Origin of the sequence: Pseudonocardia sp. ICBG1142 (genome assembly GCF_020496255.1) — a bacterium.
Taxonomy (GTDB): domain Bacteria; phylum Actinomycetota; class Actinomycetes; order Mycobacteriales; family Pseudonocardiaceae; genus Pseudonocardia.
This window is the reverse complement of sequence record NZ_JAHLJC010000048.1, coordinates 1-16198: the sequence shown is the minus strand read 5'-3', so window position 1 is coordinate 16198 and position 16198 is coordinate 1. Positions and strand designations below refer to the sequence as shown.

The following is a 16198-nucleotide window of genomic DNA, read 5'->3' as shown; positions in this document are numbered from 1 at the left end:
ACCGACGCTGAGATCCGTACGTTCGCTCGTAGCGCGCTCTCGCGAGATCGGCGCGACCCCCCGACCTCGACGACCGGTCGAGCTATGCCGACGGCTGAGCATCCACCGAGACCACCCGATCGAGATCGTCTCGACCCGGATGCCCTGCTCCTCGCTGCTCGGGTTCTGCGTGAAGACCACGACTACCGACTACATCGTCCACCCGCACGACCTCGCGCGATCACAGCATCCGTCACGAGATCGTCCACGTCCTTTCAACTCCCACATCCCCTTCATCTGATACTTTTTCTGGCTGCTACCGGGGAGTTACTTCCTCAGTCTGGCCTGTCAGTCACTCAGCCTAACTGTCCAATCTATCTGGAGAACACTGTGTCTATTTGCGATCCGCTGGCAAAGCCTTTCTCCTCAGTGGCGCTATCACTTTGGAGCAATTTCATTTAGCGGCCTTGCCGATGCCGCACAGCCTGGAGCGTCCCACTCCAGTATTTCTGCTCCGACTCAGCAGTCATGCGGGTTTCGCAGCGTACGAATCTCACAACATGAGTCTTCCGCCTACTGGCGCAATTGCGTCAGCCACGGTCAGCGCATTAATGTCGACCGCGCATTCTGGCCCGACTTTCAGGTCTGCGTACCGCAAGGTCAGGACCGCTACCTTGGCGCCGGACTAATTCCGGTTGGTCCAGGAGCTATCCGTGGGGCCACGGTAATCGGCTCCTGCTGATCTCCACCAGAGCATGCTTGAGGAAACAATTCGCTGTGGCCAGCGCGCCCCGGTCGCGGCCCTCGCTGAAATTCTCCCTGTCTCTCTACTAGACACAGCTTTACCGCAGTGATCATGCGCCGGGATGACGCCCGAGAGCACGCAACCTCTTACGCAAATCCCCTCCCCACTAGTCGGCGAGGTCTCACTGTCACTAAAGAGATAGAGCAAGTGCATGCACCAGCTGGCCGCCTTGTCGGCGAGCCGACGCGACCTCCTCATGAATTACTAAGATCATCCAGATTGGTCGCGATTGCAAGTCTCGTCAGTAGAGTTACTGGCTTCATTCGCAACATCGCGCTCTGTGTCGATCCTTGGATTCGCATCCCTAAATGATGCATACACGATTTCTAACACGCTTCCTAATGTCGTTTACGAGTTGCTCCTCGGCGGGTTCTCTAGCAGTGTAATGATCCCGTCCTAGTCCGCGCTCAAGGCGACGCTGATGGGGGCGAAAAGTTCACGAGAAAGTTGCTAACACTTACAGGAGTTGCGCTCCTGGTCGCAACTATTCTAGCCGTGCTAGCTGCGCCCTTATTGACACGTCTCGTGATTAGCGCGAGTGAGGCAGCTCCCGCAAACTCTGAGCTCACCACGGCATTCTCCTGGCTCCTTCTTCCGCAGATCTTTTTCTATGGCATGGGAGCGCTACTCGGGGCGATTCTCAATTCAAAGCAAGTTTTCGGCCCATTTGCCTGGGCCCCGGTCCTGAACAATATCGTCGTGCTCGGCCACGCTCGCGGTCTATGCGCTAATCCCTGGTGAGATTTCAATCAACCCGATAACTATGGGGGAGCCTAAGCTGTTAGTGCTCGGCTTAGGAACAACCATCGGTGTTGTCGCGCAAACACTGCTGCTACTACACCACATGAAGCGCGTCGGATTCAATTATCGTCCGCTATGGGGCTGGGCTCAAGACTGTCGCAAGCTGGCGGAATGGCCTTGTGGGTCACTGGGTACGTTGCAGTGGGGCAGATCGGCTACGTTATCACTACGCGTGTAGCGACAGCAGCTGATGCTGGTTCTGTTGTCACCTATACGAATGCCTGGTTGTTACTGCAAGTTCCTTATGGCGTTCTGGGAGTCTCTCTTTTAACCACACTGATGCCTCGGCTTAGTCGGGCCGCAGCAAACGCTGACATTAGACAGCTCGCTAATGACTTTTCTCTAGGGGTAAGATTATCCACCCTGGCTTTAGTCCCCGTCGCTGCCGTAATGACCGCCTTTGGCGACGTCCTTGGTATCGCCTTATTTTCGATCGGTGCTGGGGGCGGCTCGGGCGCAGAACGGCTTGGCCTGACTGTTGCATGGTCGGCATTTGGAATATTGCCGTACGCGGTGATGATGCTACAAATTCGCGTCTTCTACGCGCAGGGCGACTCGCGCACCCCGACGCTAATCCAGTTGTGGCTGATCACGTTAAAGGTGCCACTTCTGCTTCTGTGTCCGATGGTCCTGCCGTCTGAGCAAGTGGTCATCGGGATTGCCGCGGTTAACTCTCTTTCTTTCATCTGGGCCGCCATCGCTAGCCAATGGCTCCTCCGTCGAAAAATGGGGGAGATTCCGATCAGTGAAGTGCTAGACTTTCTTTGGCGGGTCTCCCTATCTGCAGGATTAAGCGCAGTCGCTGCTCGGGGTGCACTGGAGCTGGCAGAGCCGCTGCTGGCGACCTAACCCGGGCCTCGTGCGTGCGTGGGCTCTGCTCCTTGCCGGAGCCCTTATCTCCCTATCCCTTACTTTTGCCACGTTAAAATTACTGAAAACGCCCAGCATTAACGACCTTCTTGGTCGTAAAGATCACATGGGAGCAAACTAAGCCTCATGGGCAAGAAGAAATGGTGACTCGCTCGCTGACCTCGCCACGATCCACGCCGACCACCACGACCTCGACGTCTCCATCTACGGCGGCGAGTGGGACGATCCCGGCATCATCACAGTCCAGGTCTGGCGCACAGAACTCATCGACCGCAACGAAGACCTCCCAGACTCCTGACTCAACCGGGTCATCCGAAAAATCGGATGACCCCCTGCCTACCAGCACAAACACCCACCCAGGAGACCCGCGTGTCTGTCGTGAAGATCAACGCCATCACCGTCCCCGACGGAGCCGGACCGGAGCTGGAAGCCCGGTTCGCCGCCCGCTTCGCTCAGGGCTGCATGAACGAGGTGCCCGGGTTCCTCGGCTACGAGCTGCTCCGCCCCGTCGCGGGCGACACCCGTACTTCGTCTACACCCGCTGGGAGCACGACGCCGCCTTCAGGCATGGCGCACCGTCGGCGCCGCGGCCGCGCACTGCGACCGCGACAGCGACAGCGACAGCGACCGCCCGCAGGTCGGGACCGGCGCTGACCTGCTGGAATTCGAGACCGTGCCCCTCGGCACAGCATCGGACACAGCATCTGGACGGCTTCTGAGGAAGGGACCGCGACCGCATGACCACCGCCACCGGTCCGTGTCCTCGCCGCCAACCGGCGCCGCCGCGCTCACGCTCAGCGCGGCCGGGGTCGCGACCGCCGCCGAGGACATCCACTACGAGAAGGCCGGGACCTTCCCCGACGTCGCTGCCTGCGCCGATGCCGGACACACCACACCCTGTGTCACGACCTGGCTCTGCGACGAACACCCGACGGCACCGCCCGACCTCTACCTCGTCCCGGCATAGACGTCAGGGTGCCGGTCTTGACCAACACCACCACCCAGACTGGGTCTGATGGGTAAGAAGAAGCAGCAGCGCCGGACCGACCCGAGCAGCAAGGCCCGACGCCGCGCACAGCGCAAAGCCCGCGACAACGACCTCCCGCCCTTCCCCGGCCGCGACGCCGACACACGGGCTTGGGCTCGGGCTCCGGCTCATCGGGACCATCGTCGTGAACGCCGACTACCACCAGCACGACGACGGCACCTGGACCGCCACCGTCGCCCCCGAACTGCTGCCCGGCGCGGTCACCATCGACGACGTCGACCTCCACACCGTCTTCCACAAAGTCATCGCCGTCGTCGAAGTCCTCGCGCAGACCGCCCCACCCGACGCCGACATCAGCACCATCACCCTGCACCGCGTCGACGGCGACACCCTTCGCTGGCTAGCCGCCGTCGACGAGTACGGCTTCACCGACTGCGTCAACGCAGCCCAGTTCCCCGACCACTGACCACCACCGACCAGCCGGACCAGCGGCCAGCTCCTGGTGCTGCCGCGCCGCTTCCGGTCCTCACCCGACCCGGAAAGGCGACTCGCGGGCAGACGCAGTGACTATTCGGAGTGGAACTCCACCCGCACGATCCGCATGTCCATCTCACGGGCATAAGCAGGCACGACCCAGGTCATCTCCTGCGGCGCCGCCGCAGCGTTTGCGGACCCAGGCCGTGTGCTCATGACGGCCTTGTCCCTCCGCGTTCTCCATCGTCACGGTGAACACCACCGTGCTCCGCGCCGCAACCTCGAACCACAACTCCTCACGTTCTGCCCGCGATCGAACTCGATCACCGGCAGACACGCCGCCGGAGCAAGCCCCTCCCGGCACACGTCCTCCCCCGACGGCGGGCCCGCCCACACCGACGGCGCCGGCCCAGCCACCAACCCAGCCAGCACCACACCGGTCACCGCCAGAACCCCAGCACTCCGCCGCACCACCACCCGCAGCAGCCCCGGCCTCTTCCTCAGCGCAGTCGTTGTCGTCGTCACCCATTTAGCCAAAGTCGTCACCCATTCAGATGTCAACTCCGACGCGCCCCGCGACTGAAACGCCGTCTCCGGACCGCGCGGCAACCGCTAGCGGCCAGGGCTAGCGGCGGGCCGGGCGGCCCAGGGCGAGGTAGACATACCGGCCGACCAGCACCGCGCCGGTGATCGCGACCATCACCGTCGCCACCGGCGCCACACCGACCACCACCGCACCGCCGACCAGCACCCCGGCCTCGGCCACCCCGGTCGCGATCAGCAGCGCCGCCGGGCCCGGCCCGGGCCGGGTCACCACCGGAGCCGGGACCGGACCCGGAACGGTCGTGGGCACCGCCCACACCCAGTCCTGCGCCCGATCCTGCGCTTGAGCCTCCTGCAGCAGCTCATACGCTGCGGTGACCACCGCGAACCGGTCCGGATCACCACCGGCGTCGGGGTGCTCGCGGCGCACCGCCGCCCGCCACGCCGAACGCACCACCTCCGCCGGTGCTCCCCGGGCGACACCCAGGATCGCCGCAGCCCGCGTCACCCTCGGGCCCCGTCACCAGACCGGTCCTCACCGCTGACCTCCCCCACCGTCGATGTCGCCGCCGATGTCGCCGCCGCCATCGATGTCGCCGAGCCAGATGTCGGCGTCCGCCCCGACCCGACCAGCACCGCCCTGACCAGCACCACCACCGCTACCGCTTCCTCCGCCGTCCCCGGAGCCGCTACCGCCCCGGTCTCGGCGGGCGTGGGCGTGACCGGCCATAGCTGGCGGCGCGTCAACACCGGCCCCGACACCGGCTCCTCCACCCCGACCGCCTCGTCCAGCACCCGCGACCGCCCCGACAGCGGCGTCACCAGCCCGTAGACGACCTTGTCCGGGCTCGCCCACGCGAGGTGGTGCGGCGGCATCTGCCGCACCCGGTTCGGATCCAACAGGAACGCGTGCTGGCGGCGCACCGTCCCCGCCCCGCTGTACCACCGGAGAACACCGAAGCGCCCCAGCCCTCGTCCGACCCGGCGCCGACCAGCTGCAACCCGACCTCCCCGACCATCCTGGTCCCGAACCGGGCCGCCAACTCCTCCGCATTCGTCGTCCGCCCCACCAGCACCCCGCCACCCATCGCCCCGAGCAGCCGGTTCCGTTCCTGAGGCGACTCGGCCAGGCCCTCGACCGGCTGCGCCGACACGATCACCGCACCACCCATGAGCGCAGCCGCTCAACAAGGTTGATGACACTGCCCGCAACTTCACCCGAGACCGCCGAGAACTCGTCCAGCACGAACAACGCCTGACGCCGCCCGGCAGCCCCGGAACGAGCACCGCCGAGTTCGTGGGTGAGCAGCTCGATCAGCACCGCCGTCTTCGCCGCCGCCACGACCTCATCAGTCGTGCCCGGCACCGACACATACAACGCGTCGAAGTCCGACACGGCGCCCCCGCATCGAAGTCCGCGCCCAACGACCGGAACAGGCCGCAGAACAGCATCAGGTCCGCCCAGCGACGACGACCCCGACCCGCCACCCGACGGCTTACTCAACGCCCGGACCTGCCGCGACTCCACCGCGTCCCCGCCCACGCCTCACGAGCCACCGCCCGTCCAGACGCTCCAGGAACTCCACCGACGATCCCGCGGCCCCTTCGGGCATCCACCACCAGATGCAACAGGCCACGTTGCGCACGTCATAGAAGCGGTGATCGTTTTCGCGAGCTTGTGCAGCGACGCCCGCAACTGCCCCGCAGCATCCGCCACATGTTCAACCGCGTCTCGAACGGGAACACACCCGACCCGATCCGGATGCAGGCCAAGGTCAGTCATCGCCTCCGCCCACGACTGCGCATCCTCCGCCGCGTCCGGGCCGCCCTTCGCCCCAGGAACTCCACCAACGGCCGACCCGACCCAAGCGGCGACCCCGGCGTCTGGTGTGCCGCGCCCACATCGCCTCCGCCCCCCGCAGCTCACACGTTCCAACAACGTCGTCTTCCCCGCACCGGTCTGCGCCACACCGCCACCGAACTGGGCATGTGGGCCTTCGCCCTCCGCCGTCGTCGCCTCCCGACACGAGCACCGGACCGCCCGTGGTCGGGTTGCAGGCCGGGTGGTGCTGTTCCCCTGGTCGCGGCCTCCGAAACTCCTCCACGGTGGCAGGGCTGGACAGCCCGCGTCATGAGGTCTCGATCGCCGGGTCGAGCGCACCCTCACCGCTCGCCGGGGCACGCGTTCCCGGGCTGAGCACCGGTCGGCGCGCTGTCCGCGCTGTGAACCGCGACCGCCGCGCCCAGGCACGCCTCGCCGTCCGCGAGCGCTGGCAAGCCGCGCAACCGGTCGCAGCCCGATACTCGGTGTTGCCCCGGCGAAGCTGCGCGTCCCCACCGTCGATCGCCACGGCCTGACTCCCGGCAGCCCTGCGAGGCCGTGGAGGTCATCGAGTCCGCGACCAGGGAGGGCCGCAACACAGGGACCCCCCCGGCACTGCAACCCGACCACCCGGTCCCGGTCTCGTGTTCCGGGAGGCGACGCGCGAGGCGAAGGCCCAATGCCCTCGTTCGGTGGCGGCGGCAGACGAGGTGCGGTGGAGACGACGTTTGTTGGAACGTGTGAGCTGCGGGTGGGCGGAGGCGATGTGGGCGCGGCACACCCAGACGCCGGGTCGCCGCTTGGGTCGGGTCGGCCGTTGGTCCTGGGCGCGAAGGGCGGCCCGGACCGGCGGAGGATGCGCAGTCGTGGGCGGAGGCGATGACTGACCTTGGACTGCATCCGGATCGGGTCGGGGTGTTCCCGTTCGAGACGCGGTTGAACATGTGGCGGATGCCTGCGGGGCAGTTGCGGGCGTCGCTGCACAAGCTCGCGAAAACCGATCACCGCTTCTATGACGTGCTGCAACGTGGCCTGTTGCATCTGGTGGTGGATGCCCCGAAGGGGCCGCCGGGATCGTCGGTGGAGTTCCTGGAGCGTCTGGACGGGCGGTGGCTGAGTGAGGCGTGGGCGGGGCACGCGGTGGAGTCGCGGCAGGTCCGGGCGTTGAGTAAGCCGTCGGGTGGCGGGGAGGTCGGGGTCGTCGTCGCTGGATGCGGACCTGATGCTGTTCTGCGGCCTGTTCCGGTCGTTGGGCGCGGACTTCGATGCGGGGGCGCCGTTGTCGGACTTCGACGCGTTGTATGTGTCGGTGCCGGGCACGACTGATGAGGTCGTGGCGGCGGCGAAGACGGCGGTGCTGATCGAGCTGCTCACCCACGAACTCGGCGGTGCTCGTTCCGGGGCTGCCGGGCGGCGTCAGGCGTTGTTCGTGCTGGACGAGTTCTCGGCGGTCTCGGGTGAAGTTGCGGGCAGTGTCATCAACCTTGTTGAGCGGCTGCGCTCATTGGGTGGTGCGGTGATCGTGTCGGCGCAGCCGGTCGAGGGCTGGCCGAGTCGCCTCAGGAACGGAACCGGCTGCTCGGGGCGATGGGTGGCGGGGTGCTGGTGGGGCGGACGACGAATGCGGAGGAGTTGGCGGCCCGGTTCGGGACCAGGATGGTCGGGGAGGTCGGGTTGCAGCTGGTCGGCGCCGGGTCGGACGAGGGCTGGGGCGCTTCGGTGTTCTCCGGTGGGTACAGCGGGGCGGGGACGGTGCGCCGCCAGCACGCGTTCCTGTGGGATCCGAACCGGGTGCGGCAGATGCCGCCGCACCACCTCGCGTGGGCGAGCCCGGACAAGGTCGTCTACGGGCTGGGTGACGCCGCTGTCGGGGCGGTCGCGGGTGCTGGACGAGGCGGTCGGGGTGGAGGAGCCGGTGTCGGGGCCGGTGTTGACGCGCCGCCAGCTCATGGCCGGTCACGCCCACGCCCGCCGAGACCGGGGCGGTAGCGGCTCCGGGGACGGCGGAGGAAGCGGTAGCGGTGGTGGTGCTGGTCAGGGCGGTGCTGGTCGGGTCGGGGCGGACGCCGACATCTGGCTCGGCGACATCGATGGCGGCGGCGACATCGGCGGCGACATCGACGGTGGGGGAGGTCAGCGGTGAGGACCGGTCTGGTGACGGGGCCCGAGGTGACGCGGGCTGCGGCGATCCTGGGTGTCGCCCCGGGAGCACCGGCGGAGGTGGTGCGTTCGGCGTGGCGGGCGGCGGTGCGCCGCGAGCACCCCGACGCCGGTGGTGATCCGGACCGGTTCGCGGTGGTCACCGCAGCGTATGAGCTGCTGCAGGAGGCTCAAGCGCAGGATCGGGCGCAGGACTGGGTGTGGGCGGTGCCCACGACCGTTCCGGGTCCGGTCCCGGCTCCGGTGGTGACCCGGCCCGGGCCGGGCCCGGCGGCGCTGCTGATCGCGACCGGGGTGGCCGAGGCCGGGGTGCTGGTCGGCGGTGCGGTGGTGGTCGGTGTGGCGCCGGTGGCGACGGTGATGGTCGCGATCACCGGCGCGGTGCTGGTCGGCCGGTATGTCTACCTCGCCCTGGGCCGCCCGGCCCGCCGCTAGCCCTGGCCGCTAGCGGTTGCCGCGCGGCGGTCCGGAGACGGCGTTTCAGTCGCGGGGCGCGTCGGAGTTGACATCTGAATGGGTGACGACTTTGGCTAAATGGGTGACGACGACAACGACTGCGCTGAGGAAGAGGCCGGGGCTGCTGCGGGTGGTGGTGCGGCGGAGTGCTGGGGTTCTGGCGGTGACCGGTGTGGTGCTGGCTGGGTTGGTGGCTGGGCCGGCGCCGTCGGTGTGGGCGGGCCCGCCGTCGGGGGAGGACGTGTGCCGGGAGGGGCTTGCTCCGGCGGCGTGTCTGCCGGTGATCGAGTTCGATCGCGGGCAGAACGTTGAGGAGTTGTGGTTCGAGGTTGCGGCGCGGAGCACGGTGGTGTTCACCGTGACGATGGAGAACGCGGAGGGACAAGGCCGTCATGAGCACACGGCCTGGGTCCGCAACGCTGGCGGCGGCGCCGCAGGAGATGACCTGGGTCGTGCCTGCTTATGCCCGTGAGATGGACATGCGGATCGTGCGGGTGGAGTTCCACTCCGAATAGTCACTGCGTCTGCCCGCGAGTCGCCTTTCCGGGTCGGGTGAGGACCGGAAGCGGCGCGGCAGCACCAGGAGCTGGCCGCTGGTCCGGCTGGTCGGTGGTGGTCAGTGGTCGGGAACTGGGCTGCGTTGACGCAGTCGGTGAAGCCGTACTCGTCGACGGCGGCTAGCCAGCGAAGGGTGTCGCCGTCGACGCGGTGCAGGGTGATGGTGCTGATGTCGGCGTCGGGTGGGGCGGTCTGCGCGAGGACTTCGACGACGGCGATGACTTTGTGGAAGACGGTGTGGAGGTCGACGTCGTCGATGGTGACCGCGCCGGGCAGCAGTTCGGGGGCGACGGTGGCGGTCCAGGTGCCGTCGTCGTGCTGGTGGTAGTCGGCGTTCACGACGATGGTCCCGATGAGCCGGAGCCCGAGCCCAAGCCCGTGGTCGGCGTCGCGGCCGGGGAAGGGCGGGAGGTCGTTGTCGCGGGCTTTGCGCTGTGCGCGGCGTCGGGCCTTGCTGCTCGGGTCGGTCCGGCGCTGCTGCTTCTTCTTCTTACCCATCAGACCCAGTCTGGGTGGTGGTGTTGGTCAAGACCGGCACCCTGACGTCTATGCCGGGACGAGGTAGAGGTCGGCGGTGCCGTCGGGGTGTTCGTCGCAGAGCCAGGTCGTGACACCGGGTGTGGTGTGTCCGGCATCGGCGCAGGCAGCGACGTCGGGGAAGGTCCCGGCCTTCTCGTAGTGGATGTCCTCGGCGGCGGTCGCGACCCCCGGCCGCGCTGAGCGTGAGCGCGGCGGCGCCGGTGGCGGCGAGGACACGGAGCCCGGTGGCGGTGGTCATGCGGTCGCGGTCCCTTCCTCAGAAGCCGTCCCAGATGCTGTGTCCGATGCTGTGCCGAGGGGCACGGTCTCGAATTCCAGCAGGTCAGCGCCGGTCCCGACCTGCGGGCGGTCGCTGTCGCTGTCGCTGTCGCGGTCGCAGTGCGCGGCCGCGGCGCCGACGGTGCGCCATGCCTGGAAGGCGGCGTCGTGCTCCCAGCGGGTGTAGACGAAGTACCGGGTGTCGCCCGCGACGGGGCGGAGCAGCTCGTAGCCGAGGAACCCGGGCACCTCGTTCATGCAGCCCTGAGCGAAGCGGGCGGCGAACCGGGCTTCCAGCTCCGGTCCGGCTCCGTCGGGGACGGTGATGGCGTTGATCTTCACGACAGACACGCGGGTCTCCTGGGTGGGTGTTTGTGCTGGTAGGCAGGGGGTCATCCGATTTTTCGGATGACCCGGTTGAGTCAGGAGTCTGGGAGGTCTTCGTTGCGGTCGATGAGTTCTGTGCGCCAGACCTGGACTGTGATGATGCCGGGATCGTCCCACTCGCCGCCGTAGATGGAGACGTCGAGGTCGTGGTGGTCGGCGTGGATCGTGGCGAGGTCAGCGAGCGAGTCACCATTTCTTCTTGCCCATGAGGCTTAGTTTGCTCCCATGTGATCTTTACGACCAAGAAGGTCGTTAATGCTGGGCGTTTTCAGTAATTTTAACGTGGCAAAAGTAAGGGATAGGGAGATAAGGGCTCCGGCAAGGAGCAGAGCCCACGCACGCACGAGGCCGGGGTAGGTCGCCAGCAGCGGCTCTGCCTCCATCCAGTGCACCCCGAGCAGCGACTGCGCTTAATCCTGCAGATAGGGAGACCCGCCAAAGAAAGTCTAGCACTTCACTGATCGGAATCTCCCCCATTTTTCGACGGAGGAGCCATTGGCTAGCGATGGCGGCCCAGATGAAAGAAAGAGAGTTAACCGCGGCAATCCCGATGACCACTTGCTCAGACGGCAGGACCATCGGACACAGAAGCAGAAGTGGCACCTTTAACGTGATCAGCCACAACTGGATTAGCGTCGGGGTGCGCGAGTCGCCCTGCGCGTAGAAGACGCGAATTTGTAGCATCATCACCGCGTACGGCAATATTCCAAATGCCGACCATGCAACAGTCAGGCCAAGCCGTTCTGCGCCCGAGCCGCCCCAGCACCGATCGAAAATAAGGCGATACCAAGGACGTCGCCAAAGGCGGTCATTACGGCAGCGACGGGGACTAAAGCCAGGGTGGATAATCTTACCCCTAGAGAAAAGTCATTAGCGAGCTGTCTAATGTCAGCGTTTGCTGCGGCCCGACTAAGCCGAGGCATCAGTGTGGTTAAAAGAGAGACTCCCAGAACGCCATAAGGAACTTGCAGTAACAACCAGGCATTCGTATAGGTGACAACAGAACCAGCATCAGCTGCTGTCGCTACACGCGTAGTGATAACGTAGCCGATCTGCCCCACTGCAACGTACCCAGTGACCCACAAGGCCATTCCGCCAGCTTGCGACAGTCTTGAGTCCCAGCCCCATAGCGGACGATAATTGAATCCGACGCGCTTCATGTATGGTAGTAGCAGCAGTGTTTGCGCGACAACACCGATGGTTGTTCCTAAGCCGAGCACTAACAGCTTAGGCTCCCCCATAGTTATCGTGTTGATTGAAATCTCACCAGGGATTAGCGCATAGACCGCGAGCGTGGCGAGCACGACGATATTGTTCAGGACCGGGGCCCAGGCAAATGGGCCGAAAACTTGCTTTGAATTGAGAATCGCCCCGAGTAGCGCTCCCATGCCATAGAAAAAATCTGCGGAAGAAGGAGCCAGGAGAATGCCGTGGTGAGCTCAGAGTTTGCGGGAGCTGCCTCACTCGCGCTAATCACGAGACGTGTCAATAAGGGCGCAGCTAGCACGGCTAGAATAGTTGCGACCAGGAGCGCAACTCCTGTAAGTGTTAGCAACTTTCTCGTGAACTTTTCGCCCCATCAGCGTCGCCTTGAGCGCGGACTAGGACGGGGATCATTACACTGCTTAGAACCCCGCCGAGGAGCAACTCGTAAACGACATTAGGAAGCGTGTTAGAAATCGTGTATGCATCATTTAGGGATGCGAATCCAAGGATCGACACGAGCGCGATGTTGCGAATGAAGCCAGTAACTCTACTGACGAGACTTGCAATCGCGACCAATCTGGATGATCTTAGTAATTCATGAGGAGGTCGCGTCGGCTCGCCGACAAGGCGGCCAGCTGGTGCATGCACTTGCTCTATCTCTTTAGTGACAGGTGAGACCTCGCCGACTAGTGGGGAGGGGATTTGCGTAAGAGGTTGCGTGCTCTCGGCGTCATCCCGGCGCATGATCACTGCGGTAAAGCTGTGTCTAGTAGAGAGACAGGGAGAATTTCAGCGAGGGCCGCGACCGGGGCGCGCTGGCCACAGCGAATTGTTTCCTCAAGCATGCTCTGGTGGAGATCAGCAGGAGCCGATTACCGTGGCCCCACGGATAGCTCCTGGACCAACCGGAATTAGTCCGGCGCCAAGGTAGCGGTCCTGACCTTGCGGTACGCAGACCTGAAAGTCGGGCCAGAATGCGCGGTCGACATTAATGCGCTGACCGTGGCTGACGCAATTGCGCCAGTAGGCGGAAGACTCATGTTGTGAGATTCGTACGCTGCGAAACCCGCATGACTGCTGAGTCGGAGCAGAAATACTGGAGTGGGACGCTCCAGGCTGTGCGGCATCGGCAAGGCCGCTAAATGAAATTGCTCCCAAAGTGATAGCGCCACTGAGGAGAAAGGCTTTGCCAGCGGATCGCAAAATAGACACAGTGTTCTCCAGATAGATTGGACAGTTAGGCTGAGTGACTGACAGGCCAGACTGAGGAAGTAACTCCCCGGTAGCAGCCAGAAAAAGTATCAGATGAAGGGGATGTGGGTAGTTGAACAGGACGTGGACGATCTCGTGACGGATGCTGTGATCGCGCGAGGTCGTGCGGGTGGACGATGTAGTCGGTAGTCGTGGTCTTCACGCAGAACCCGAGCAGCGAGGAGCAGGGCATCCGGGTCGAGACGATCTCGATCGGGTGGTCTCGGTGGATGCTCAGCCGTCGGCATAGCTCGACCGGGTCGAGGTCGGGGGTCGCGCCGATCTCGGCGAGCGCGCTACGAGCGAACGTACGGATCTCAGCGTCGTGTCGTAGCTGCGCGTGGCTGTCGCACGCGTCGCGGTTCCCACGGTCGTACTCCCGGAGAGATCGATCAGACACGGTGTATCACGTGGGTTGATCATGCCCGCGTCGCCGTTGGGTGGGCTTGTCGGTGACCGGCATTTCGATGCGTTGGCGCTGCGCGGTGCGCGGTGGGGGGCCGTTGGCGAGGTCGGGTAGGCGTCGGATGGTGTCGATGAGCCAGTCGCGGATGGACGGGTCGAGCTGGACGGCTCGGGCGGCGATCTCGCGGACCTGGGTGTCGCGCATCGCGTCGAGAAGCTGGAGATCGGCCTGCACGGCGTCGGAGTGGGCGTTGTCTTCGATGAAGTAGGTCGCAGGGATCTTGAAGAAGCGCGCGATGGATTGGAGCTTGCCGACGGTGGGGTCGGTGGCCTCGCCGCTGCGGAGCAGGCCGAGGTAGTTCAGGGAGGGGATGGACTGTTCGGGGGTGGAGTTCGCCTGGAGCCAGCGGATGACTTCGCGGTTGCTGTAGGGCCCACGGTCGGCGGGATGCAGCGTCGCGAATGCCCGGTTGAGTCGATCAGCCAGAGTCTGCGGCGGCAGCGCGGGCATGACCGGGTCGTCGCTGTCGCTGTCGCTGTCGGGGTGTTTCGGTGGTCTCGCTCATGCCCGTCGGCGCTCTCCCCGTCTCGTTTCTCCCGAGCTGGGGCCGGATAGCTTTTCCTCGGCTCGGCTCGGCTCGTGTACACGTCGCTGAGAGTCGATGAGCGAGGGACCCAGCGTATCCCGAGCAGGAAGGGAGGGACGCGCCACTATCCCGTCGAGATGTTCTTGACAGGGGCGGAGTGTGCTGATCTGCTTCCGGCCAGTGACCGGTGGGCACCCCCGATGCCCTCCGGGATGAAGGAAGGCGTGTGTGCATGTCTGACGTGCCCGGCGTCCTCGACGCAGGCGAGGATGAGCCCGCTGAGTCAGAGGCGTCAGCTCCGGCGGCGCCCGAGGAGAAAACGTCGATGCGGGCGTCGGAGGTCGTGGCGCTGGTGGAATGCGCCCTCGACCGCGTTTTTGACGATCGCAATCCGACCTGGATCTCGGACTCGTTGCTCTCCCGCTCGCACCGGGCGCAGGTCGTGAGGGTTCTGTGCTCGGCGATCTCGGACCTGTCCGACCTGGTAGCCGACCTCAACGAGGAACCGATCCCGGTACTCGCCGGAACCCCCGCTCCGGCCTAGTTATCTCTGTCGGCCAGACCTGCACCCCTGGTTGCGCGCGTTTCGCCACGACCAGGGAAAATACGGGTACGCAGGCAGAGCCAAGTCAGATAGTTCGCTGTCCCAGCGATCCCAGGCCCGCGTCATCGGGCCGAAGAAGACAGGGCGAAGCTCAATGCCCTACGACTGGACCACCCCCTACCTGGGGCCCCCCCTTGTCGTCGTCGACCCTGCACCTGACGGCCCCCGCTACCCCGGGGGAGGCCGAGCTGCGTGCGCTGTTCGAGGGGAACTGGAAGCCCCGACGCCCGTATGCCACCGACAACCTGGCCTGGGGCATCCGCCGGATGGGCCGGATGCCGCGTTGCTGCTGGCCTACATCGAGGCGTCGCCGTCGGTGATGCTGACCTTCCTGATCGTCGACATCGACCACCCGACGCGTTGCTGCGGGCGTTGTCGGCGAACGGGAACCATCCGATGCCGAACCTGATCATCACCAACCCGTTCAACGGGCACGCCCACGCCGTCTGGATCCTCGCTACCCCGGTCTGTCGTACCGAGTACGCCCGTCGCAACGTGCTGGCCTACGCCGCCTCGGTCCTGGAAGGCCTCCGCCGCGCCGTGGATGGCGACCGCCGCTACTCCGGGCTGCTGGTGAAGAACCCACTCGCCGGGAGCTGGGCCACCCAGTACATGCACGACCACCTGTGGACTCTCGGCGAGCTGGAGGCGGCGCTGCAGGCGGGTGGGCACATGCCGCCCAAGGACTGGCGCCAGCAACGAGCGCGTAAGGCCGACCCGTGCGGGCTCGGGCGGAACTGCACCCTGTTCGACGGTGTCCGCCTGTGGGCCTACCGCGAGGTCCGCCACCACTTCGGCGACCCCGACGGCTTCAAGACCGTCCTACGCGCTGGCGTGGCCGAACGGAACCTGGAGTTCTCCATCCCCCTGCCCGCCGCGGAAGCCCGCGCGATCGCCGACTCCATCCACCGCTGGATCACCACCCGCTCCCGCATCTGGACCAGAGGCCCCCAGGCCTACGACGACACCTTCCGCGCCATCCAAGCCGCACGAGGACGAAAAGGCGGCCTCGTGGGAGGCCAGGCGCGAGGCCGGAGTCAAACGGAGGCGAGGCTTCAGCGGCTTGCACTCCTGGAACAGAAGGGCTACTGATGGGCGCCCTGAACCCGCGTCGCCGAGCGACGTCCAAGACCGCCCGTGAGATCGCCGCCGACATGGGCCTCTCCGAACGGACCATCACCGGGCTCATCGCCGAACCACGCGCCGACTATGAACAACGAGCCCGCCAACGACGCGCCCCAGTGATCCAGCTCAGACTCCAAGGCTGGACCTACCGCGAGATCGCCGCACAGACCGGCGACACCCCCGCCATCGTCGGACGCCTCCTCTCGCCGACGCCGCCGCAACGGCGAATGGGCCGCTGCCGCACAGCTACACAACACTGATTACGCACAGTGAGATTTCGGGGGATGTCCCGAAACGACCTCAAGCCGCCTACAGCCGCCTAAGCCGCCTAGACGGAGACAGATCACCAGGTCAGACCACAAGTTGATCGTAGGCGGCT

The 16198-nt window shown here is 65.4% G+C and carries 17 protein-coding genes and 3 pseudogenes; 11 read left to right on the top strand and 9 right to left on the bottom strand.

The annotated features are described in order from the left end of the window. Positions 1–1231: 1231 nt before the first annotated feature. From KPL59_RS36450 to KPL59_RS35020, 5 genes and pseudogenes are all read left to right on the top strand, one after another. Entirely contained in the window at positions 1232–1525 is a 294-nt protein-coding gene (locus KPL59_RS36450) for a lipid II flippase MurJ (RefSeq protein WP_255678356.1), read from the top strand. 22 nt (positions 1526–1547) lie between these two features. Beyond that, a pseudogene (murJ, locus tag KPL59_RS36440) lies at positions 1548–2434 on the top strand (murein biosynthesis integral membrane protein MurJ). 390 nt (positions 2435–2824) lie between these two features. Continuing rightward, positions 2825–3131: pseudogene (locus tag KPL59_RS38095) on the top strand (antibiotic biosynthesis monooxygenase); the annotation flags it as partial. A gap of 81 nt (positions 3132–3212) precedes the next feature. Further along, complete coding sequence (locus tag KPL59_RS35025; protein ID WP_226363360.1) at positions 3213–3422, top strand: hypothetical protein; 210 nt, start codon at positions 3213–3215, stop codon at positions 3420–3422. 205 nt (positions 3423–3627) lie between these two features. Further along, positions 3628–3909 carry a hypothetical protein gene (locus tag KPL59_RS35020; protein ID WP_226363337.1) on the top strand — a complete coding sequence of 94 codons (282 nt, stop codon included), beginning with the start codon at positions 3628–3630 and terminating at the stop codon, positions 3907–3909. A gap of 633 nt (positions 3910–4542) precedes the next feature. On the opposite strand, the gene KPL59_RS35015 is transcribed toward KPL59_RS35020, so the two are convergent. The 3 genes from KPL59_RS35015 to KPL59_RS35005 all read right to left on the bottom strand — a co-directional run bounded on the left by KPL59_RS35015 (position 4543) and on the right by KPL59_RS35005 (position 5856). Then, positions 4543–4968, bottom strand: coding sequence for a DnaJ domain-containing protein (locus KPL59_RS35015; RefSeq protein WP_226363359.1), 426 nt, complete (start codon positions 4966–4968; stop codon positions 4543–4545). Further along, entirely contained in the window at positions 4965–5384 is a 420-nt protein-coding gene (locus KPL59_RS35010) for a hypothetical protein (RefSeq protein WP_226363358.1), read from the bottom strand. The genes KPL59_RS35015 and KPL59_RS35010 overlap by 4 nt, the downstream gene beginning before the upstream one ends. A 232-nt stretch (positions 5385–5616) precedes the next feature. Next, positions 5617–5856, bottom strand: a complete 240-nt coding sequence (locus KPL59_RS35005; protein WP_226363357.1) for a hypothetical protein — start codon at positions 5854–5856, stop codon at positions 5617–5619. A 1305-nt stretch (positions 5857–7161) separates the two neighbouring features. On the opposite strand from KPL59_RS35005, the gene KPL59_RS35000 reads away from it, so the two are divergent. From KPL59_RS35000 to KPL59_RS34990, 3 genes are all read left to right on the top strand, one after another. Beyond that, a complete protein-coding gene (locus KPL59_RS35000; protein ID WP_226363356.1) occupies positions 7162–7608 on the top strand; it encodes a hypothetical protein in 447 nt (148 codons plus the stop codon). 529 nt (positions 7609–8137) lie between these two features. Next, positions 8138–8425 carry a hypothetical protein gene (locus tag KPL59_RS34995; RefSeq protein WP_226363355.1) on the top strand — a complete coding sequence of 96 codons (288 nt, stop codon included), beginning with the start codon at positions 8138–8140 and terminating at the stop codon, positions 8423–8425. A gap of 11 nt (positions 8426–8436) precedes the next feature. Continuing rightward, entirely contained in the window at positions 8437–8877 is a 441-nt protein-coding gene (locus KPL59_RS34990) for a J domain-containing protein (RefSeq protein ID WP_226363342.1), read from the top strand. Between the two features lie 411 nt (positions 8878–9288). Here the strand turns inward: KPL59_RS34990 and KPL59_RS34985 are convergent, their stop codons facing one another. The 6 genes and pseudogenes from KPL59_RS34985 to KPL59_RS34965 all read right to left on the bottom strand — a co-directional run bounded on the left by KPL59_RS34985 (position 9289) and on the right by KPL59_RS34965 (position 14014). Continuing rightward, positions 9289–9954, bottom strand: coding sequence for a hypothetical protein (locus tag KPL59_RS34985; protein ID WP_226363354.1), 666 nt, complete (start codon positions 9952–9954; stop codon positions 9289–9291). A 48-nt stretch (positions 9955–10002) separates the two neighbouring features. Next, on the bottom strand, positions 10003–10212 hold the full coding sequence (locus tag KPL59_RS34980) for a hypothetical protein (RefSeq protein WP_226363353.1): 210 nt from the start codon (positions 10210–10212) through the stop codon (positions 10003–10005). A gap of 18 nt (positions 10213–10230) precedes the next feature. Further along, positions 10231–10605, bottom strand: coding sequence for an antibiotic biosynthesis monooxygenase (locus KPL59_RS34975; RefSeq protein ID WP_226363344.1), 375 nt, complete (start codon positions 10603–10605; stop codon positions 10231–10233). 288 nt (positions 10606–10893) lie between these two features. Continuing rightward, positions 10894–11325 (bottom strand): lipid II flippase MurJ, encoded by a 432-nt coding sequence (locus tag KPL59_RS36435; protein WP_255678357.1) that lies wholly within the window; start codon positions 11323–11325, stop codon positions 10894–10896. A gap of 44 nt (positions 11326–11369) precedes the next feature. Then, positions 11370–12591: pseudogene (gene murJ / locus KPL59_RS34970) on the bottom strand (murein biosynthesis integral membrane protein MurJ). A gap of 913 nt (positions 12592–13504) precedes the next feature. After that, positions 13505–14014, bottom strand: coding sequence for a hypothetical protein (locus KPL59_RS34965; protein ID WP_226363352.1), 510 nt, complete (start codon positions 14012–14014; stop codon positions 13505–13507). A gap of 308 nt (positions 14015–14322) precedes the next feature. On the opposite strand from KPL59_RS34965, the gene KPL59_RS34960 reads away from it, so the two are divergent. From KPL59_RS34960 to KPL59_RS34950, 3 genes are all read left to right on the top strand, one after another. Then, complete coding sequence (locus KPL59_RS34960; protein ID WP_226363346.1) at positions 14323–14634, top strand: hypothetical protein; 312 nt, start codon at positions 14323–14325, stop codon at positions 14632–14634. Between the two features lie 291 nt (positions 14635–14925). Beyond that, the gene (locus KPL59_RS34955) at positions 14926–15786 is read left to right on the top strand and encodes a replication initiation protein (protein ID WP_226363351.1); all 861 of its coding nucleotides are present in this window, start codon (positions 14926–14928) and stop codon (positions 15784–15786) included. Further along, positions 15786–16079 carry a plasmid replication protein gene (locus KPL59_RS34950; RefSeq protein ID WP_226363350.1) on the top strand — a complete coding sequence of 98 codons (294 nt, stop codon included), beginning with the start codon at positions 15786–15788 and terminating at the stop codon, positions 16077–16079. The genes KPL59_RS34955 and KPL59_RS34950 overlap by 1 nt, the downstream gene beginning before the upstream one ends. The last annotated feature ends 119 nt before the right edge of the window (positions 16080–16198 follow it).